Genomic DNA, 18,860 nt, shown 5'->3' on the forward strand with positions numbered 1-18,860 from the left:
CGTTTGCCGCCGAAGTCACCCGCGTCGCCCGCGAAGTCGGCACCGAAGGTAAACTTGGCGGACAAGCCGAAGTGCCCGGCGTTTCCGGCACCTGGAAAGATTTGACCGATAATGTCAACTCGATGGCTGCAAACCTTACAGACCAGGTGCGCGGTATCGCAAAAATCGTTACCGCTGTCGCAAACGGCGACTTGAAACAAAAACTCACAGTGCAAGCCAAAGGTGAAATCGCATCGCTTGCCGAAACCATCAACAACATGATTGATACGCTTGCGACCTTCGCTGATCAGGTGACTGGCGTAGCTCGCGAAGTCGGTGTTGATGGACGGTTGGGAGGTCAGGCAGTTGTGCCGGGCGCTGCCGGCACCTGGCGCGATTTAACCGATAACGTCAATCAGTTGGCGGAAAATTTGACCACACAGGTACGCGCTATCGCAGAGGTTGCGACCGCCGTTACCAAAGGCGACTTGAGCCGCACCATTCAAGTCGGCGCACGCGGCGAAGTCGAAGAACTCAAAAACAACATCAACGAAATGATTCGCAACCTCAAGGAGACCACACAAACGAACGCTGAACAGGATTGGTTGAAAACCAACATCGCGAAATTCACACGCCTCTTGCAAGGTCAACGCGATTTGCTGGAAGTTTCAAAATTGACGCTTTCGGAACTTGCGCCACTTGTCGGCGCGCAGCACGGCATCTTCTACATTATCGAAACCGATGAAGAGGGCGAGATGGTATTGAAGATGAAGAGCAGTTATGGCTATCGCGAACGGCGGGTGATTTCCAATTCGCTAAGACTCGGCGAAAGCCTCGTCGGGCAAGCCGCACTGGAAAAGCAAAGAATATTGCTCACCAACGTGCCCGCCGATTATGTGCGCATCAATTCCGGTTTAGGAGAGGCATCGCCGCTTAACGTCATCATCCTGCCGGTGCTCTTTGAAGGCACCCCGAAAGCGGTTATCGAACTTGCGGCATTCGAGCGTTTCAACGCGACGCACCAATCATTCCTCGAACAGTTGACCGAAGGGTTGGGCATCGTCATCAATACCATTCAGGCGAGTACGCGAACCGAAGATTTGCTCAAACAATCACAATCGCTTGCCAAAGAATTGCAGAGCCAGCAGGAGATTCTCAAAAAAACCAACGAAGAACTCGAAGACAAAGCCCGCCTCCTGGAAGAACAGAAAATCGAAGTCGAGCAGAAGAATCAGGAGGTTGAACTCGCCAAGAGCGCGCTTGAAGAGAAAGCCGAACAACTGGCGCTCACCTCGAAATACAAATCGGAATTCCTGTCGAATATGTCACACGAGTTGCGCACGCCGTTGAATAGTTTATTGATTCTGGCGCAACAACTGGCGGAAAATCCGCAAGGCAATCTCGATGATAAGCAATGCGAATATGCGCGAACCATTCAAAACGCCGGGCACGATTTGCTTGCTTTGATTAATGACATCCTTGACCTGTCGAAGATTGAATCGGGCACCGTGACGCTTGACCTGCATGACCTGCCGTTCAATGAAGTACAAAAACAGATGGAGCGGGTATTCCGCCATCAGTTCGAGCGCAAAGGTTTGCAATATGAAATCGACCTCTCGAACAACCTTCCCAAGAAGATGTTTACGGACGCCAAACGTCTGCAACAAATCCTCAAGAATCTTTTGTCCAATGCTTTGAAATTTACCGAACGCGGCAAAGTGGTTTTGCATATCGAAAGAGCGACGGGCGGTTGGAGCAGTGACAATCGCTCATTGAATGAAGCCTCTGAAGTGATTGCCTTTGCGGTAGCCGATACCGGAATCGGCATCCCGCAACCGAAACAGAAAATTGTTTTTGAGGCGTTCCAACAGGCAGACGGCGGCACCAGTCGAAAATACGGCGGCACCGGGTTGGGATTGGCAATCAGTCGCGAACTGGCGCAATTGCTCGGCGGTGAGATGGTTTTGCAAAGTGAAATCGGCGAAGGCAGCACTTTTACGCTCTACTTACCGTTGCGATACACCCCGCAAACGGCGATGCAGAGTAATCGTCGGATTCAGGATTTTGTCAATCGGGTTGCTGAATCAGCGCCGATACAAGAGATGTTGTCTCAGGTTGACCTGGCATTCGGCGAATTACCCGACGACCGCGAAAAAATCGAACCCGGCGATCTGGTTCTGCTCATCGTTGAAGATGATTACAATTATGCGCGCATTCTCCACCAGGCAGCAAAACAGGAAGGGTTCAAAAGCATTATTGCTGAGTCTGGCGAATCGGCGCTGCAATTTACCGAGCATTACCGACCGACCGCCATCACCCTCGACATCAATCTGCCGGATATGAATGGCTGGGTGCTGCTTGACCGTTTGAAAGTCAATCTGAATACGCGACACATACCGGTTCGCGTGTTATCCATAACCGCGCTCGAAAAGACCCATTGGGCACAAGGATACGCGGTTTTGGATCAAAGCGATAAACCAACCAGTATCGAAGGCGTCGCCGAAGTTATTAAACAAATCAAAGATTATGTTCAAAAACCCCAGAAACACCTGGTTATTGTCGGGCAGGACGGAGATACACACCGCGACAATCTGGAAATTTCCGATAGCGGAGATATACAGGTTTCCGTTGCTTCATCTTTGGAAGATGGCATTGCAACTTTGAGTAAAGACAATGCCGACTGTTTGCTGGTTGATGCCGGGCTGCCGGATAAAGCCGCGCTTCGGTTACTGGAATCGATTGTCAAACAGCCGATGTTGAGGCGCATTCCTGTCATCATGCAGGGGCACCCGGATTTGACCAAACAGGAAGAGAAGAAATTGAAACGGCTGATGGAGCAATTGACCGTTAAAGAGGTCTTGTCAGAGGAACGATTATTTGCCGAAACCGCGTTGTTTTTGCATCGGTCAGCGACGAATTTTTCGGAAGCCAAACGCCGGTTGCTTTTCGATTTGTTCAGTCCCAATCAAATGCTCGCCGGTAAAAAAATTCTCATCGTCGATGATGACATCAGAAATATTTTTGCCTTAACCAGCCTGCTGGAAACTTACAACATCGAGGTGCTTTCGACTGACAATGGTAAAAGCGCAATAAATATTCTGAAACAGACGCCAGACATTAGCGTGATTTTGATGGATATGATGATGCCTGAATACGATGGCTATCAAACCATGAGTGAAATTCGCTCGTTGGAAAATTACCGACAACTGCCGATTATTGCGATTACTGCGAAAGCCATGAAAGGTGACCGGCAAAAATGTATTGATGCAGGAGCTTCCGATTACATTGCCAAACCGGTGAATACCGATCAGTTGTTGTCGGCATTAAGAGTTTGGGCATATCGATAGGCACGGCAGCGCGAAAACCTATTTGCATTGAGGTAATCGGCTCAAAGCCGATATGCCGCTGATTGAATGGTTACTGCTGATAAACATTGACTGCGGGGGGGCAAAACGACGAAGGTGTCGTTTAAGAGATGGGGTGTCATTTCATCGTCATTGCATAGAGTTATGAGTAAGGAAAATAAGGTTAATATTTTGGTGGTGGACGATAATGAAGCTAATCGTATCGCCATGCAGGCAACCCTTGATGATTTGGATGAAAATATCATTTCGGTCGAAAACGGCAAGAAAGCGTTAAGGCGGTTACTGGATGATGAATTCGCCGTCGTGCTGCTTGATGTCGATATGCCTGTGATGGATGGGTTTGAAGTCGCCACCTTGATGCGCAAAGTGCAAAAACTAAAACACACACCGATTATTTTTATTACTGCGCTTTATCAACATGAAAGTCATATCGCCAAAGGTTATGAACTCGGCGCGGTGGATTACATTTTCAAACCGATGGAACCGGAAATCCTGAAAGCCAAAGCGCGTTTCTTTATCGAACTCCATCGCATGACTGCCGAAGTAAAAAAACAGGCGGAACTGTTACAGGAAACCAACCTCAAACTCGATGATTTGAATTTAAATTTGGAACGTCGGGTTGAGGAACGCACTCGCCAACTGAAAGAAGCCGTTGACAAACTGGAAATCGAAATCGTCGAGAGAAAACGGGTTGAAGGTGAACGCGAAGAAGCGCTGATTCGCGAACAGAATGCCCGAACCGAAGCGGAAAATGCCAATCGTTTGAAAGATGAATTCTTAGCGACGCTTTCGCACGAACTGAGAACTCCGTTAAATGCCATTCTTGGCTGGGTCAGAATTCTCAATAGCGGCAAAGCCGATACGGAAACCGCAGCCAAAGCGATGGAGACCATCGAACGCAATGCCAAAATTCAAGCCAAGCTTATCGAAGACATTCTCGATGTTTCGCGCATCATCTCCGGCAAGTTCCCTTTCCGGCTGGATGTTTTGACGCTGGATAACATTTTAAAATCTTCGATTGAAACTTTGCTGCCGGTTATTCAGGCAAAAAATATTGATCTACAGGTGACTGTGGATGAAAACATCTCACCGATTGTCGGTGATTCAACCCGACTGCAACAGGCAATCTGGAATTTATTATCCAATGCCGTGAAATTCACCCCGTCGGGAGGAAAAGTGACGGCAAACTTGCAACAAAGCGTCGAGACCATCCGTTTGCAGGTGAGCGACACCGGGCAAGGGATTGAACCGGAATTTTTACCCTATATCTTTGATCGCTTCCGTCAAGCCGATGGGTCAATGACTCGCAAACATGGTGGGCTTGGATTGGGCTTGGCGATTGTCAGGCACGTCGTCGAATCACATGGCGGAAAGGTGATGGCTGAAAGTCCCGGCGTGAATCAAGGCGCAACGTTTACGCTGGAATTTCCCCGTAAAACGCTTCACACACCCAATGAAAAGCCCAGCGAGTTTACCAGTGCGAACAAAAATCCAACCTCGAATGAATTATTATTAATGCTCGAAGGGTTGCGTGTGTTGGTGGTTGATGACCAGACCGACACCCGTGAGTTGACCTGCTTTATGCTGAGCGAACGCAAAGCTGAAATCGAAGCCGCCGAATCCGTTCAAAAAGCCCTTGAGATTTTGACTTACTGGAACCCGCATATCATCGTGAGCGATCTGGGAATGCCCGATGAAGACGGCTATTTCCTTATTCAACAGTTGCGCAATATGAACGATGGAAAACAGATTCCGGCGCTCGCCTTAACCGGCTATGCCTTCAATGAAGAACGTGAACGGGCATTAAAAATGGGCTTTCAGGGCTTTTTAACCAAACCCGTAAATCCCGAAATTCTTGTCGCAGAGGTCGTCAAATTGATCGCTGCCCGCGCCAAAACCGTGATGTGATGCGTTTCTCTTCAAATGCCTGTGCCAATCCACTTTTATGTTAAAAGCGCGAGATTTATATATATCTTCCAAACTTAATTGCCGCTGCTGTAGTCCAACAGACATCGCAATATAATTTTTGGAGGGATGATTCGATGAAAGCATTTTTTAATTTCTGTCTTTTTCTGGTTCTTTGTTTGACTCCGATGGCAATCTATGGTCAATCCGACCCTACGCAGCAACCGGCGACGCCTCAAATTCAGCAACCCACTGAGCGCCAAAAGCCGAGGCTTCGCAATCAACGACAACAGCGTCAGATGAAAATGCGCAAAGCGTGGCTGAGATTGGATATTAATCAGGATCAACGGATTTCCCGCGAAGAGTGGAATAAACGACCAAAAGCTTTTGACCGCCTGGATGCTGACCACGATGGCTTCATTACCCGCGAGGAGATGAGAAAAATGCGAGAACTTCGCCGAAACCGGAATCGGTCGAACCCAACGGCAACCAAACCGCCGGTGAATTAATCAGCAACCGGACGATTTTGTTTTATCAAACAGAGTAGAACCGCTCGCCACTAAAAATAAGTGTCCTCACACCAAAGGACAACATTAACTTCGGACTCAGCGGATGAGGCGGATAAACTGGCAAGACAATTCATCTCATCCGCGCAATTTGAAGACAGGCTTTCCCGTCAACCAGGCGACATTTTTTTTAAGCTACTCCCACGGTATTCAAAAAATCTCACAACTATCCTGCCAAGATTTTCTTTTACCTTTTAATGAATGCCGATTAAAATCGACGCCATGAAATTTCTAAGAACGCCTGATGAATATTTCACCGATCTACCGGATTTCAATTTTGCGCCGCATTATCTGGAATTGCTGGGAATGCGCATGCATTACATTGATGAACCGGGAACCTCCGGCGAAACCGTGTTGATGTTACATGGTGAACCATCCTGGTCATTTCTCTATCGCAAAATGATTCCCATCATCAAAGCCGCAGGACATCGCGCCATCGCGCCCGATCTATTTGGTTTTGGCAGATCCGATAAACCCATCGAAAAATCGGATTACTCTTATCAATTTCATGTCGATGCGATTACCGAGTTCATTAAACAACTCGACCTCACCAACATCACATTTTTCGGACAGGATTGGGGCGGTTTGATTGGACTCAGAGTCGTTGCTGAAAATCCTGAACGGTTTTCGCGCATCGTTGCCGGAAATACTTTTTTACCAACCGGCGATAGACCACCTTCGGAAGCCTTTTTGCGCTGGCGCGACTATTCGCAATCGATTCCCGAATTTCACGCGGGCGGAATTATCAAAGGCGCTGTGGTAGGTAAACCTTCGCAGGATGTCATTGACGCCTATAACGCGCCGTTCCCCGATGAAACCTATAAAGCCGGCGCGCGAGCTTTTCCGTTGCTCGTGCCGATTACCCCGGATGACCCGGCATCTGAAGCCAATCGCCAAGCCTGGGAAGTTTTAAAACAGTGGACGAAACCGTTTCTCTGCACTTTCAGTGATAGCGACCCGATTACGCGCGGCGGCGATGTAATCTTTCAAAAACTCATTCCCGGCACTCAGGGACAAAAGCACACGACCATCACTGATGCCGGACATTTCCTGCAAGAAGACAAAGGCGAAGAACTCGCCAGGGTGATTGTCGATTTCATCGCCAGCACCTGAACGATTCCTTCAAAGTGAACCGGATTGTCGCCCTGCTGCCCGACCAGATAAAAATAGAATCCACCCGTTATCACATTTTTTTATTTGGCGAAATAACCTTTGCGGGTTTTCGGTTTGGCATTTTCCCGATGGACTTTTATTGCGAGTTTGCGAAATTCGCCCGTTCCCATGCCCTTTTTCGGCGCATACGCCAGGCTATAGAAGAGATGTAATTCGGCGGCGACTTTCTCATAAACCGATTCGAGGTCTTCTTCCCGGTTGGCGGTAAACAAAGTTCCGGCGGTTGACTCGGCAAGGGCTTCCAGTTGCTGATGCGCCAGCGCGTAAATCATCTTTTCTTCGTTGTAAGCCCGCTCTCGATAAGCGTTCATCTCTTTGCCAAAGCCCAGTAATTTGCCGATAAAACCACCGCCTTTTGACGGCGGTTTCAAGGTATTCAGATAAATCGGATAAATCGAAGCATCCTCTTCTTCGGCGCGGTCGAGTAATTCCTCAAAAGAATGCGTGGTCGGCAGATACGAATAACTGCCGCGATTTTTATACAGTGAGCTATCGACGCCATCGGTTAATACGACGATGGCTTTGCGCGAGTCGCGTTTGGACATTAATAAATCCAGCGTCTTCCACAGGGCATCGTAATAAGCCGTGCCGCCGCTGATTTCATCCGCATCATCGATGCGTTTTTTAAGCAGGTTGTGGTCGTTGGTGAAATCGGAAATCAGATAATATTTTCGGGTAAACCCCGCGACCGCGATTTGATCGTCTTTACCGAGGGCGTCAACGAATTTCTTGGCGGCTTTGAATAATATTTTTCTTTTTTCACGTGTACTGCCGCTGAAATCCAACAACAAAACCAGATTGACAGGCGCGTTGACCGGTTGAAAAAAAGCGACATCCTGTTCAATTCCATCTTCAAAAATAACAAAGTCTTCTTTTTTCAAATCGACCAGCGGACGCGCCTGCGCGTCTGTGACTTTGACATTGAGGTTGATGAGATTGGCTTGCAGGCGGATGGCTTGCTCTTCGCCGGATTGCGAAATTGGTTTTTCGGTTTGCGCCAAAGAACTGAAACAACCCAGCAGGATAACTCCCAAGGTGAACAACAACGTTTTCATGAAACTCTCCCTCTCAATGGTTAAGGATGCAAATCGCGCTTGCATCACTTGCAATGATTAAGGGACTCCGAGTTGATCCCGTAAATAATTAGTCAATAACTTGAATTAAACAATTAAACGGCTGCGGCGTTCAAGCAGCAAAACATCGCGCCACCTGTCGTTCATTTTTCCGATGCGCTCGCGCCGCCCGACTTCGCGAAAACCGCATTGCCGATGAATCGCCACACTTGCCTGATTTTCCGGAAAAATCCCGGCTTGCAACGTCCAGATGCCTGCTTGTTCCGATGCTTCAATCAAGGCGCTGAGCAATCTGCGCCCGATGCCGTGCCCGCGCGCTTTTTCAGAAACATAGACGCTGACTTCGGCAACCCCCGCGTAAACACAGCGACCGGATACCGGCGAAAGCGCCGCCCATCCATAGACTTCACCATCGAGTCGCGCCACCAGACGACAGCTTTTTAAATGCCCGGCATCCCACACTGTCCACTGCGGCGCGGTGGTTTCAAAGGTCGCATTCTGCGTGGCGATGCCTTCCAGATAAATCGCTCTGACCTGAAGCCAGTCGTCGGCGTTCATCAAATCAAGCTTTATTTCCATCAGCAAAATCCGGAATTTTAAATGTGCCCCTTGAGAAATTTTTGCCGTAACTCTTCGGGAAATCGCTCAATCGCATACCTCAACATGGTGCGCGGCATACGTTGATAATGGATGCGCATAAAGGCTTCTTCGGCTTCAAAATGTTTTTTGCCAACTTCTCTGAGCATCCAGCCGACCGCTTTATGAATGAGGTCTTCGCGGTCTTGCAATAACATCTCGGCAATTTTAAAGGTCGTGTCGAAATGATAATTTCTGATGAAATAATGTGTTGCAACGATGGCGATGCGCCGTTCCCAGAGGCTTTCGGATTTCGCTAACTTTGCAAGTATCACTTTATCTTTATCAATCAAAAAAGCCCCGACCACATGCGGCGCGGAACAATCCACCAAATCCCAGTTATTGATATAAAGCGTATTTGCCAGATAAAAGCGATAAATCTCATGCTTTGCTTCATCCGAAGCTTTAAGAAATTGCAAACCTAAAATTAACAATGCCAGTAAACGTTCTTCATGAAATTTCGATTTCAACAGCGACAAGAGAATTTTAAAGTTTGCCGCCCGATATTCTTTCGCCAGTTTTCTCAAGGTCGGCGAATCCAGTCCCAAAAAGAGGTCGCCTTCGCCGTATTCGCCGGGTCCGGTTTTGAAAAACCACTCAGAAACCCGCGCCCGCTCTTCACTGCCCATTGCCCGCATTCTCGTCTGAATCTCTTTCGCATTCATAGGCGACATCATGCCATAAAAAAACTGCCGAAAAGAATTGAATTAGCAAATTTGCATCGCTTATAAAAAATAGTGCCGAAGGCGAAGTGGCAATAAACCAGAAGATTTTTAATCGAAGAAAAACTCAAACGGTAACCCAAGCGGGCTTCTCAACGATTGTTAAACTCCTCTTATACTAATACCCAGCGTGGTATGCCAAAACACCTTCGGCAAATTCAATCTTTTAAAAGAAAGCGCTCAGCCGCAATTTTTTTTCGTTCCTGTCTTTTCAATCTCAGAAAACCAGGCAACAGGGAAAATTACCCCTGTAGTTTGATATTTCCCCTGTCGCCTTTTAGGAAACTAAAAGCGGATGCCGGCAACGATGTCGAAAAATTGATTCTGTTTTACAGGGCTATTCAAGGCTTTCGTGGGTTCCAGTAAAACCAGGGTGCGCTGAAAATCGAAGGTTACGCGAAAATTTCTCAAGACATTGCCGCCGATAATTCCGACCTGTTGAAACCCTGAAGTTTCATTAATCGGGCGTAAATTTAAAACCAGCGCGCGCACGTTTTCCTGAACATGACCGCCGAAATCCAGACGCGGAATCGAAAGCGTCGTGACATTTTCTTCAATGCCTGCCGCTCCTAATACATTGGCTTGCTCATTGGTGCGAAAAGCTTTCAATGCAGATTTCTCGACGATCTCCTGTGAAAGAACCGAAACCGTTGCGCCGGTATCAATGACAAAATTCAACGGTTGTTCAAAACCTTCGACCTTCACTTCTCCGCTCAACAAGCCATTTGAAGTCGTCCGCAATACGGTTCCCGTTTCAACGGAATCGAATTGCGCTTGAATCGCCTGCTTATCGGTTTGTCTGGTCAGGATTAATTGTTTTGCGCCGTAATCAACTGTGGTTAAAAATTCGGCAATGGCTGAAGTCCCCAGATAGCCGTCAACCGGAAAGGCATCTTGAATAAACGGGCGAATGAATATCGGTAAGCCTTCGATTCGCGCGCCACCGATTTCCAATTGATGTAAGAAGCCATAAACGATATTGAAATAACCACCGATACCGCGACCTTTTCCGCCTTTAGCGACGGGTTTAATCTTTAACCGCTTGGCGGCTTCGTCGGAAATCACCGTCATATGCGAGCCGGTATCGAGCACAAATCGCAGAGGCTCTTTTCTGCCATTTATCCGAATTTTCAAAATCGGGCGATTGCTGACGATTTCAAAAGTGGTCGAAGATTTCTCTTCACCGACGGTTTCATAGACGCGCGTTTGTTTTCCCAAAAATCTGAGCAGTTCAACCTGCCCGCGCATTCGCGCCCGTCGCTCTTCATCGGTTTGCGGCGCGAGGTGAAGAAACCGGTCGAGCGCCTCGGCAGCTATGCCGTATTGTTTGCCGCGCGTTGCTGCCTGTGTGAGGTAATAAAAATAGTCCGGCTCTTTGCCATCCAAATCGATGGCGCGACGAAACCCTTGAATGCTATCCATCAAGCGGTTTTCATACAGCGCAATCATTGAAAGCCCGGCAATCGCCATCGATTCTTTTCCATTGATATTCACTGCGAATTGAAAATCATGCCGCGCCTGATTCACCTCGCCCGAACCCAGCAGCGCCATACCTCTGACGGCATAGGCTCTCGCAGATTTCCGGTCAAGCGCAATGACCTCGTTTGCCACGGTGTAAGCCTGCGCGAGTTTACTCTGTTTCAGTAACGCGCAACCGAGTCCAAGCAGGGCATCGGGGTTTTGCGCTTCAACCACCAACCATTGACGAAAGCCGATTTCGGCATTTTCAAAATTGCCTTTGCGAAGCGCTTTTTCAGCCTCTTTTTTAAGTTTTTCAACGGAAATTTGCGCAGCCTGAATGGTAGATGTTGAAACCAGAAAAAGAAGAATTGTGAAAATCAACACGCTGATGGGTTGATTTCTCGTGATAGTTTTTGAATCCACTGTCCGACCTCCACAGGTTATATCGGGTTGCATTGGGGCGCATCGGAAAAGGTCTTATCACAAAGTTGCGAAGAACACGAATTTTCAAAGCAGTTTTGTGTCCTTTTGTGCTTTTTCAAGACCTTTTGGGTTTTATCCGCTCGCGCCAAAATGCATTTTGCGATAGGTGTTCAGAGAACGAAAAAAATATCTCGGATTGCACAAAATCATGGGGCGGTTTTTTTCCTGATGTAGGTTCCATCAAAAAGTGGCGACCAGGTCTTGCCCTCATCAGTTGATTGCTCCCAGAATTGGCGAACCTTATCCGAACCCAAATCAAAAAACGTCATTCGAGTTAAAACTTTGCTGCCGTCTTTGTTGACTTTGAAGCTCTCGTAAAGCAACTTGCGGTCTTGATAAATGCCTTCAAATTCGGTGATATTGCCGCCGCTGCCAACCCATTTTTGATACCACTTGTGGGTTTCAGGATTATAAAAATTCAGGCTTTTGCCGCTGCCGCCAACCGTGTCACTCCAGTTTTCCAAGATGATGCATCCGTCGGTCACTTTTTGAATGACGCTGCTACCAACCCGTTGCCCCTGTGGATTGAACACCTCCCATTCGCCAACCCAGAAATCGAATTGTTTATATTCAGGGTTGACCAGACACGGCGTAGCGATTTTTGCGGCAGTCAACAACGCCTCTTGAAAGCGCGCATCGTTGCGAAGATTATCAAAATCTTGGTCATCTTTGATGGCTCTCAGCTGCGGAAAACCGCCGTTAATCGCTTTATTCAACCAGTCAATCGCCTGGTCTTTTTCATTCAACCTTGAATACGCGCAAGCCAGGTTGTACATCGCCTGAGCATTTTTCGAGTTGATGGAAAGCACCTTTTGATAACCGGCAACCGCCTCTTGATATTTACCTGTGGCGTGTAAGCTATATGCCAGCCGATACCACGCCTGTCCCGCTGTGGGATTATTTTTTACGATTTCCTGATAGGCGTTGATGGCTTCCGCCCATTTCTGTTCTTGAAATAATTTATTGGCATCTGCCATCGCTGCTGATGGCGGTTGTTGCGCCAAGCCGCTGCCGATAATCAGACCGAAAATGAAAATTACTGCCAAACTATTTTTAACTGTATGCCACTGCATTTTCTCAACCTCACAAATTCAAAATTATTAAAGCGATTTCATGCTTTTAGTCATAGCTGGGTTTACGTACATTAGCGCGCTCTCAAGGATTCCTGGTTATCCTCGTTCTCAAAATCTTTGTTCCAATCATTCGCTCGGCGTCCGGGAACACAGTGTTTTATTCAAAAGCTACCGACATGGACTGAAAATTCATGGTCATCTTTTCAAATTGGTCAACCAGATCCCTGCCGATATTGCCATAAACATATTGACTTAAATCGGTCGTTTTTTCCGTCAAGACTTTTACTGTTGGAAATGTCGCCTCTTTGCCCGCGAAATAAATTTTGATGTCTTTCATTAAATAGGCTTTTATCTCTTTTGAACCGCCAACGCCCGATATTTTTTCGGGTTTTTGTGTTCCTTTCCTGATGACATCATCCTCAAATGCTTTGAAAAACGGTTGATAAAAACTGGTGTTGCTGGCACCTGTATCGAAACCGAAAATCAGACGTTTTCCTTGATAATGCCCTTCAATCAAGGGAGTTAAATTATTGAGAGCCAGATTTTGTGCGGTGCGGCTAGGCGGTTTGGCAGGTATCAAAATCTTTTGATTTTTCACCCAAGTGATTTCCCGCAACGCGGCAATCAGGGGAAACCCGATAAATCCGGTCATCTGATAGGAGATTGGCTCGATATACAATGCTTTATCGGGAAAAACCAGAAAGACGACGTTTTCCGCCAAGACATTGCCGAGTTTGAGTTTTTTGGCTACTGCAAGTTTTGCTCGGGTTTTCACTCCGGTAATCCCACCAACATCAATCCGGGCTTCGATAATTTGCAGGTTCAACTTTTTGGCAAGGGATTCCGTAACCACAGAGAGATTCGCGCCGGTGTCAAAAATCAAATATTCCTTCGGGCATCGGTTGATTTCAACCGGAACGGTTAGCCCAACCTCGGCTTTAACACCTTGAATTCTTGAATCGCCCTGGAACCAAACTTTCTGCGGACGAACTTTCCTCAAAGTGTTCCAAAGCCTAAAGCCGTTTTCATAATCAGCCTTATCTTTTCCATCCATTTCGCCGGAAAATTTTCGCAGCAACGTTTGGTAACTTTCGGCGGCTTTGGCGTATTGAAAAGTCTTCGCGTAGTTGTCGGCAAACAGCAAATAGCAGTCTTTCAAACGTTCGTCTTTCGGCGAAGCGTTTTTCAGAAACCGATTAAGCAAGGCGATTGATTCTTGCGGAGAATTGAATTTATTAGCGATTGCCCCGCGAAAGAAAATCACTTCATTGGATTGATCATTTTGAAATTCGCGCAATTTATCGCGCAAATCAAAATACTGCTTTTGGTCATACAAATCTTGTAGTTCGGCAGTCGTAACAGAAAATGCCTGTTGAGTAAAAAACAGAATCAGCAAAAGCGCGAGATATTTATTTTTTGATAAAAATCGTATGTTCATTTGCATTACAAATTTCTCTCAATAGTTTTATCAATTCCTCAACGGCGCAGGCGATTTTTCCGTCTTTTCCACCTCACAACGATTCAATCAAATCAACTCTGATACCGTAATTATCTTGAAATGAAAAATATTGTCCGCCGATTGACGGCATCGGTTTGGATGTCTTGATACCAAGTTTTTTCAGATTCTCTTGCGCCTGAGCCAAATTCTTGGTCGAAAAAACCAGATTAACTGCATTTTTACCATTCACATCTTTTCGCAAACCCCAATCCTTACGATTGAGATGGAGCATAAAACCAAACGAATTATCGGCGTGATAAAGCGGCATATCTTCCGGCATATATTTTTTAGTCCGCTCGATAAAACCGATTTTAGTAGAATAAAAATCCATTCCTTTTTGTATGTCTGGAATGTAATAACCAAAATTGTAGAGTTTAGGTTCATCAATGGTTTTGCGTTCGCCAATAGTAACCTCAACCATCGAAAAGATATTGCCGAACGGGTCGTAATAATGCAGCGAAAAACCTATACCTTCAGTGCGCTTTTCTTTTTCAAAAAATTTCACACCTTTTTCTCCCAATTTTTTCAACGTGCTATCAAGACTATTTACCTGCAAAGCGAATGACGTGCATGAGTAATCGCCCTCATCAGGGAAAAGTTTTTCGGCAGTTTCCTTTAGAATAATTTTTCGATTATCGCCGCTCAAAAGATAAACTTCGCGGAGCGCAAGATTTATCTTTTCAATTTTGAAACCCATCACGCCGCTGTAAAATTCGACCCCTTTCTCAAGACTCTGAACATTGATTTTCACTCCGTAAACCTTAAAATCGGTCGGACTTTCCTTAGCAAAAACTAAATTCGCGCTAATCAATAAAATAATTGCTAAAAATAAAACTTTTCCCATCACTAAAACATCTCCTCTTTTATTGAACAGAATCGCTGATTGTTTAAAATCCGCTTGGGCTAAACCTTTTCAACTTTTTTTGATAATTTCTCAACCCATTCGGCAATCGCTTGTCCAACCTCAACGGGCGATTCTTCCGGCAAATAATGATTACCCTTGACCGAAACTTCCGTGATATTTTTCCAAGCCCGACAGATTCTTTCGCGCCCGCCTTGAATCAATCCGCCGGGTTCGCCTTTGATAAACAGTTTCGGGATGTCATTTTTCGCCATCCATTCGAGATGCGCTGAAACCTTTTCGTGAACGTCTTTCGGCTCGCCGTCAAGCGGAACTTGACGGGGAAAAACAATCGTCGGACGACGCGCTTCGCCTTTTTCCAAAAACGGACGACGATATTCCGCTTTGTCTTCGTCGCTCATTTTCGGAAACTGTCGTAACAGCACTTTTTCGACGAAATAATTTTCTTCCAAAATCTGCTTTTCGCGTTCGGGGGTGCGAAAAGCCTTAAACCAATTTGAAACTTGCGGAGGGGTATTTTGGGCATTTTGCGAAACGATAAATGTCTCCATGAAGACGAGGCCTTTGACCTTTTCCGGGTTTCGGCTTGCCCATTCAAAACCGAGACTTCCGCCCCAATCGTGAACCATCAAAATGACATTTTTCTCTACCCCGATTTTTCTCAAAAGCTCTTCGAGATAGTTATAGTGTTCGGCAAAATGATAACGACTGGCATCGCTTGGCGCGAGTTTGTCCGAATCGCCCATTCCGATAAGGTCAGGCGCAATACATCTGCCGAATTCTTCAACGTGAGGGATGACGTTTCGCCATAAAAAAGAAGAAGTCGGATTGCCGTGTAAGAAAACAATCGGATTGCCTTTGCCCGACTCGAAATAAGCCATTTTTGAGCCGAATACTTTGGCAAATTTTTTCTTTTTTATGAATTCGGAAGGAGTCGTCCTCAGTTTGATATTCGCTAAATCCCTTGAAACGGAAATATTTTCTTGAGCAAAAACTTTTGCCGAACCGCTTGAGTAAACCGAGATAGCAGTTGCCAAAACAGGTATTGATTTAAGAAGTTCTCTTCTGTTTATTATTTTTTTCATCTCTATTGAATCCCAAACAGGTCTTACTGTTTCAACTTATTCCATTCACTTATTAGGTTCTCCGCCGCTTCAAGAGGCTTTATTTGTTTTTTATCGCGGTAGATTTTTACTGCTCTTTCCGCTGTTTCAATGGCTTCGCCGTAGCGTTTGAGTTCCGCCAGAATTTTTGCCTTGAGCATTAAATTCGAGCCGTTTTCATCAAACGCTAAAGCAGCATTTATCCATTTCAACGCCTCATCGAGATTTGTCTTGTTTTGATAATAATAATCGGCGGCAAAATATCCCGATGCCGGGTCAAAAGAGGTTTTTGCTTTGGCGGAAGTCAGTTTGTCGGTTTCAACCGTTACGTTAAAAATAACTTTCACCTTTTCCCAATGCAAGGCGATTTGCGCCGCATAGTTGGACACATCGGGAAAATCGTATTTAAGTCTCTCTTGATGCTCGGATGTTTGAGGTTTGACTTTTATACGCAAAGCATCTTCCGTTTCGTTATAGGAAAATGAACCCCATTGTCTTGCCCGTTTATTAAAAATAATGGTCCACTCTGTTTCGGAAGGAATTATAAACAGCCCGTAGGTTCCGGCGGAAAGCGTCTGACCTTCGATAATGACAGGAGTGGAAAAAGTAATTGTCGTCGCGTCGTTAGCGCCGGCTCGCCAAACCTGTCCGTTCGGAACTAGGCATCCGTAATTTGTGCTTGGATTAGGTCTGATGTCGGTTGTCTGGCAACCCCAGATTTTACGTCCTTTAACCATCGGGCGATGATATTTAATCGTAATCTCGCTAACTCCAACCGTCTGCGAAACGCTTGCCGAAGGACTTTCACGCGGAAAAACCCAGCCGTAACCGGCAGGAAACTGCGCGTTTGCTCCAACGCCCAAAAAGACAATTATTAAAACGCAATAAATTAGTTTTTTCATAACTCACTTTTTTTTCAAAACTGTTTCTCAGACCGGATTGCTTACTCAATTTTGTTTGCTCTAGTGATAATGCTGAGTTCAATTTCGACCAAATCGCCAATAAAATTCGGAACGCTTTGATGTTGATAATTGATTCCGAAATCGCGGCGATTGATGGTTAAATCCGCCAGAAAACCAAGTGTCAGCAGTTTTTCTTTTTCCTCAAACTGTCTGCCCGTAATCGTGAAAGGAAAACTTATTTCTTTTGTCACGCCGTGCATCGTAAAATCGCCGACGAGCGTTAGCTTTTTGCCATTTTTAATAACCCGTTTGCTTTTGAAAGTGATTTCGGGATATTTCTCTACATCAAAAAAATCTGCCGTTCGTAAATGTTCGTCGCGTTGGTTAATTCCCGTATCAATACTTTTCACAGTAATTTTCACGTCAACAGTAGATTTGGTGATGTCTTTATCGTCATAATTCAATTCCATTTTGAACTCGGAAAACTTACCGCGAACTTTCGACAAACCGCCTGCAATCGGAACGGCAAAACCTATGTTTGAATGATTTACGTCTATCCGAATTGGTTTTGGTTCGCTTGTTAAAAGCGAAGCATTGAACAACCCGAATAACAAAAAAATTAAACTCAAACTTTTCATTTAATTACCCTCTCATTTTGACTGCGAATTTCTTCAATCTTTTTATCAATAATCTTGATAAGGTCCGTATATGCTCCATAGCCTGAAAGCCTGATGACGCCTTTTTTATCAAGCAAATAATAAGTCGGCGTAATAGTTGGTCTGTTGTAAGTCTGCCAAATCTCCTCGTTACTCAGGGCGACTTTGGCTTCCCTTGGATTCTGTGCCAGATATTTATTGACCTCTGCAATATCGTTCTCTCTGGCAACGGCGATGGCGACAAAATCCTCGTTTTTGTTTTTCTTAATGAGTGAATTTACTTCGGGCAGAATGCGTTGACAAAAAGGACAAGTGATTGACCAGAACTCCAGCAAAACGATTTTTCCTTTGAGGCTTCGCAAATCAAATGAGCTGTTATCGATTCCTTTGAGAGAAAAATCAGGGGCTTTGAAGCCGTTTGAGATAGAAGTTTCCTCATTTGACGAGACAATTTTTAGTTTGGTTCCAGCTTCATCAAGTTCGGCAATCCTAAACCTTTCCCCATCAATCATAAAAGGGTTTGAGATTTTAATTTCTTCATTTGCAATAATTTCGCCTTTTGAGTCCAGTTGCCATCTTTCCGTAAATTCGCCATCTTGATTGAAATCGAGCAAACAAATTGTATTACTTGATAAGTCAAAACTCGGATTATTTCTTGATGACGGGCGGATTATTATTTTGTAAGAATTTTGCCCGATTTTAATATTCCCCTGCCGATATTCACTAATTCGAGCATAGACATAACCGTCTTTTGAGAGGATTATTTGATAATCTCCGATAGGCTTGAAATCCGGTCTAAAAGGAACATTGACCCGCACGCGAATCTTCACATCGGCAATCCGCATATCTCCGAAAGTCTGAAACGTCAGTTTTTTTTCCCGTGTGAAATCAAAATCAGCGTCGGTGTCAACAACATATTCCGTTTCACCTGCACTATTCTTGTAGCGAATAATGCCTATCGGAACTAAGTCTGAAAAGAAATTGCGGGGTTTACTGTCAACCATTAAGGGATTTCTGGGGTTATTGTCAACAATAGTTGCATATTCAACATCCTTCAGTTTCTTTGAGAAACCATAGGAAATTTTGCCGGATATTTTAGGTTTTGAGAAAAAGATATTGCTGATGCCAGTAAGTCCTCCTGTTGAAGGAAGGGTTCGTTTCTCAAGCGTAATGACTTTTTCAACGGGCGCGGAAATATCTGCCTTCTTTTGTTTTTCATTTTGAGCAGCAACTTGTGTAAACGCCAAAACTAAAAGCGTCAAAACAACAAAATACTTAGGTTCATTTATTTCAAGCTTCAATATTTTCATCTTTTTCTTCCCGCTTATTTTTCCTTCAATTTAAGCGTTGCCCATTTATTCAAGCTAACCAATAAAACGGCAGGTTCGGGATTTTTCATCGCT

15 protein-coding genes are annotated in these 18,860 nt (G+C 45.4%); 4 read left to right on the forward strand and 11 right to left on the reverse strand.

From position 1 onward, the window contains the following. The 4 genes from AB1757_13005 to AB1757_13020 form a co-directional block, all read left to right on the forward strand. Positions 1 to 3,326 (forward strand): response regulator (locus tag AB1757_13005; GenBank protein MEW6127951.1); only part of this gene is annotated, 3,326 nt, incomplete at its 5' end. Between the two features lie 162 nt (positions 3,327 to 3,488). Then, on the forward strand, positions 3,489 to 5,252 hold the full coding sequence (locus tag AB1757_13010; protein ID MEW6127952.1) for a response regulator: 1,764 nt from the start codon (positions 3,489 to 3,491) through the stop codon (positions 5,250 to 5,252). A gap of 134 nt (positions 5,253 to 5,386) precedes the next feature. Then, positions 5,387 to 5,758, forward strand: a complete 372-nt coding sequence (locus AB1757_13015; GenBank protein MEW6127953.1) for a hypothetical protein — start codon at positions 5,387 to 5,389, stop codon at positions 5,756 to 5,758. Positions 5,759 to 6,037: 279 nt separating this feature from the next. After that, entirely contained in the window at positions 6,038 to 6,928 is an 891-nt protein-coding gene (locus AB1757_13020; protein MEW6127954.1) for a haloalkane dehalogenase, read from the forward strand. An 80-nt stretch (positions 6,929 to 7,008) separates the two neighbouring features. Here the strand turns inward: AB1757_13020 and AB1757_13025 are convergent, their stop codons facing one another. The 11 genes from AB1757_13025 to AB1757_13075 all read right to left on the reverse strand — a co-directional run bounded on the left by AB1757_13025 (position 7,009) and on the right by AB1757_13075 (position 18,767). Continuing rightward, a complete protein-coding gene (locus AB1757_13025) occupies positions 7,009 to 8,043 on the reverse strand; it encodes a VWA domain-containing protein (protein ID MEW6127955.1) in 1,035 nt (344 codons plus the stop codon). 105 nt (positions 8,044 to 8,148) lie between these two features. Then, positions 8,149 to 8,643: an N-acetyltransferase family protein gene (locus AB1757_13030; protein MEW6127956.1), complete on the reverse strand. Its 495-nt coding sequence runs from the start codon at positions 8,641 to 8,643 to the stop codon at positions 8,149 to 8,151. A gap of 14 nt (positions 8,644 to 8,657) precedes the next feature. Then, positions 8,658 to 9,362: a DNA alkylation repair protein gene (locus AB1757_13035; GenBank protein ID MEW6127957.1), complete on the reverse strand. Its 705-nt coding sequence runs from the start codon at positions 9,360 to 9,362 to the stop codon at positions 8,658 to 8,660. Between the two features lie 342 nt (positions 9,363 to 9,704). Further along, entirely contained in the window at positions 9,705 to 11,303 is a 1,599-nt protein-coding gene (locus AB1757_13040; protein MEW6127958.1) for an aspartyl protease family protein, read from the reverse strand. 206 nt (positions 11,304 to 11,509) lie between these two features. Beyond that, positions 11,510 to 12,436: a tetratricopeptide repeat protein gene (locus AB1757_13045; protein ID MEW6127959.1), complete on the reverse strand. Its 927-nt coding sequence runs from the start codon at positions 12,434 to 12,436 to the stop codon at positions 11,510 to 11,512. A 157-nt stretch (positions 12,437 to 12,593) separates the two neighbouring features. Next, on the reverse strand, positions 12,594 to 13,880 hold the full coding sequence (locus AB1757_13050; GenBank protein MEW6127960.1) for a retropepsin-like aspartic protease: 1,287 nt from the start codon (positions 13,878 to 13,880) through the stop codon (positions 12,594 to 12,596). Between the two features lie 67 nt (positions 13,881 to 13,947). Further along, positions 13,948 to 14,778 carry a VOC family protein gene (locus AB1757_13055; GenBank protein ID MEW6127961.1) on the reverse strand — a complete coding sequence of 277 codons (831 nt, stop codon included), beginning with the start codon at positions 14,776 to 14,778 and terminating at the stop codon, positions 13,948 to 13,950. Positions 14,779 to 14,837: 59 nt separating this feature from the next. Further along, positions 14,838 to 15,833: a haloalkane dehalogenase gene (locus tag AB1757_13060; protein ID MEW6127962.1), complete on the reverse strand. Its 996-nt coding sequence runs from the start codon at positions 15,831 to 15,833 to the stop codon at positions 14,838 to 14,840. Between the two features lie 71 nt (positions 15,834 to 15,904). Beyond that, positions 15,905 to 16,801, reverse strand: a complete 897-nt coding sequence (locus AB1757_13065; protein MEW6127963.1) for a DUF2911 domain-containing protein — start codon at positions 16,799 to 16,801, stop codon at positions 15,905 to 15,907. A 41-nt stretch (positions 16,802 to 16,842) separates the two neighbouring features. Continuing rightward, complete coding sequence (locus AB1757_13070; protein ID MEW6127964.1) at positions 16,843 to 17,439, reverse strand: YceI family protein; 597 nt, start codon at positions 17,437 to 17,439, stop codon at positions 16,843 to 16,845. Next, entirely contained in the window at positions 17,436 to 18,767 is a 1,332-nt protein-coding gene (locus AB1757_13075; GenBank protein ID MEW6127965.1) for a TlpA disulfide reductase family protein, read from the reverse strand. Before AB1757_13075 ends, AB1757_13070 begins: the two co-directional genes overlap by 4 nt. Between the last annotated feature and the right edge of the window lie 93 nt (positions 18,768 to 18,860).

Source organism: Acidobacteriota bacterium (assembly GCA_040754075.1).
GTDB lineage: Bacteria > Acidobacteriota > Blastocatellia > UBA7656 > UBA7656 > JBFMDH01.

What these genes read in the sequence shown, in the direction of transcription:
- AB1757_13010 (MEW6127952.1), top strand. Translation starts at nt 3,489, where the DNA reads ATGAGTAAGGAAAATAAGGTTAATATTTTGGTGGTGGACGATAATGAA.
- AB1757_13015 (MEW6127953.1), top strand. Translation starts at nt 5,387, where the DNA reads ATGAAAGCATTTTTTAATTTCTGTCTTTTTCTGGTTCTTTGTTTGACT.
- AB1757_13045 (MEW6127959.1), bottom strand. Translation starts at nt 12,436, where the DNA reads ATGCAGTGGCATACAGTTAAAAATAGTTTGGCAGTAATTTTCATTTTC.
- AB1757_13050 (MEW6127960.1), bottom strand. Translation starts at nt 13,880, where the DNA reads ATGCAAATGAACATACGATTTTTATCAAAAAATAAATATCTCGCGCTT.
- AB1757_13065 (MEW6127963.1), bottom strand. Translation starts at nt 16,801, where the DNA reads ATGAAAAAACTAATTTATTGCGTTTTAATAATTGTCTTTTTGGGCGTT.
- AB1757_13025 (MEW6127955.1), bottom strand. Translation starts at nt 8,043, where the DNA reads ATGAAAACGTTGTTGTTCACCTTGGGAGTTATCCTGCTGGGTTGTTTC.
- AB1757_13035 (MEW6127957.1), bottom strand. Translation starts at nt 9,362, where the DNA reads ATGAATGCGAAAGAGATTCAGACGAGAATGCGGGCAATGGGCAGTGAA.
- AB1757_13075 (MEW6127965.1), bottom strand. Translation starts at nt 18,767, where the DNA reads ATGAAAATATTGAAGCTTGAAATAAATGAACCTAAGTATTTTGTTGTT.
- AB1757_13070 (MEW6127964.1), bottom strand. Translation starts at nt 17,439, where the DNA reads ATGAAAAGTTTGAGTTTAATTTTTTTGTTATTCGGGTTGTTCAATGCT.
- AB1757_13055 (MEW6127961.1), bottom strand. Translation starts at nt 14,778, where the DNA reads ATGGGAAAAGTTTTATTTTTAGCAATTATTTTATTGATTAGCGCGAAT.
- AB1757_13020 (MEW6127954.1), top strand. Translation starts at nt 6,038, where the DNA reads ATGAAATTTCTAAGAACGCCTGATGAATATTTCACCGATCTACCGGAT.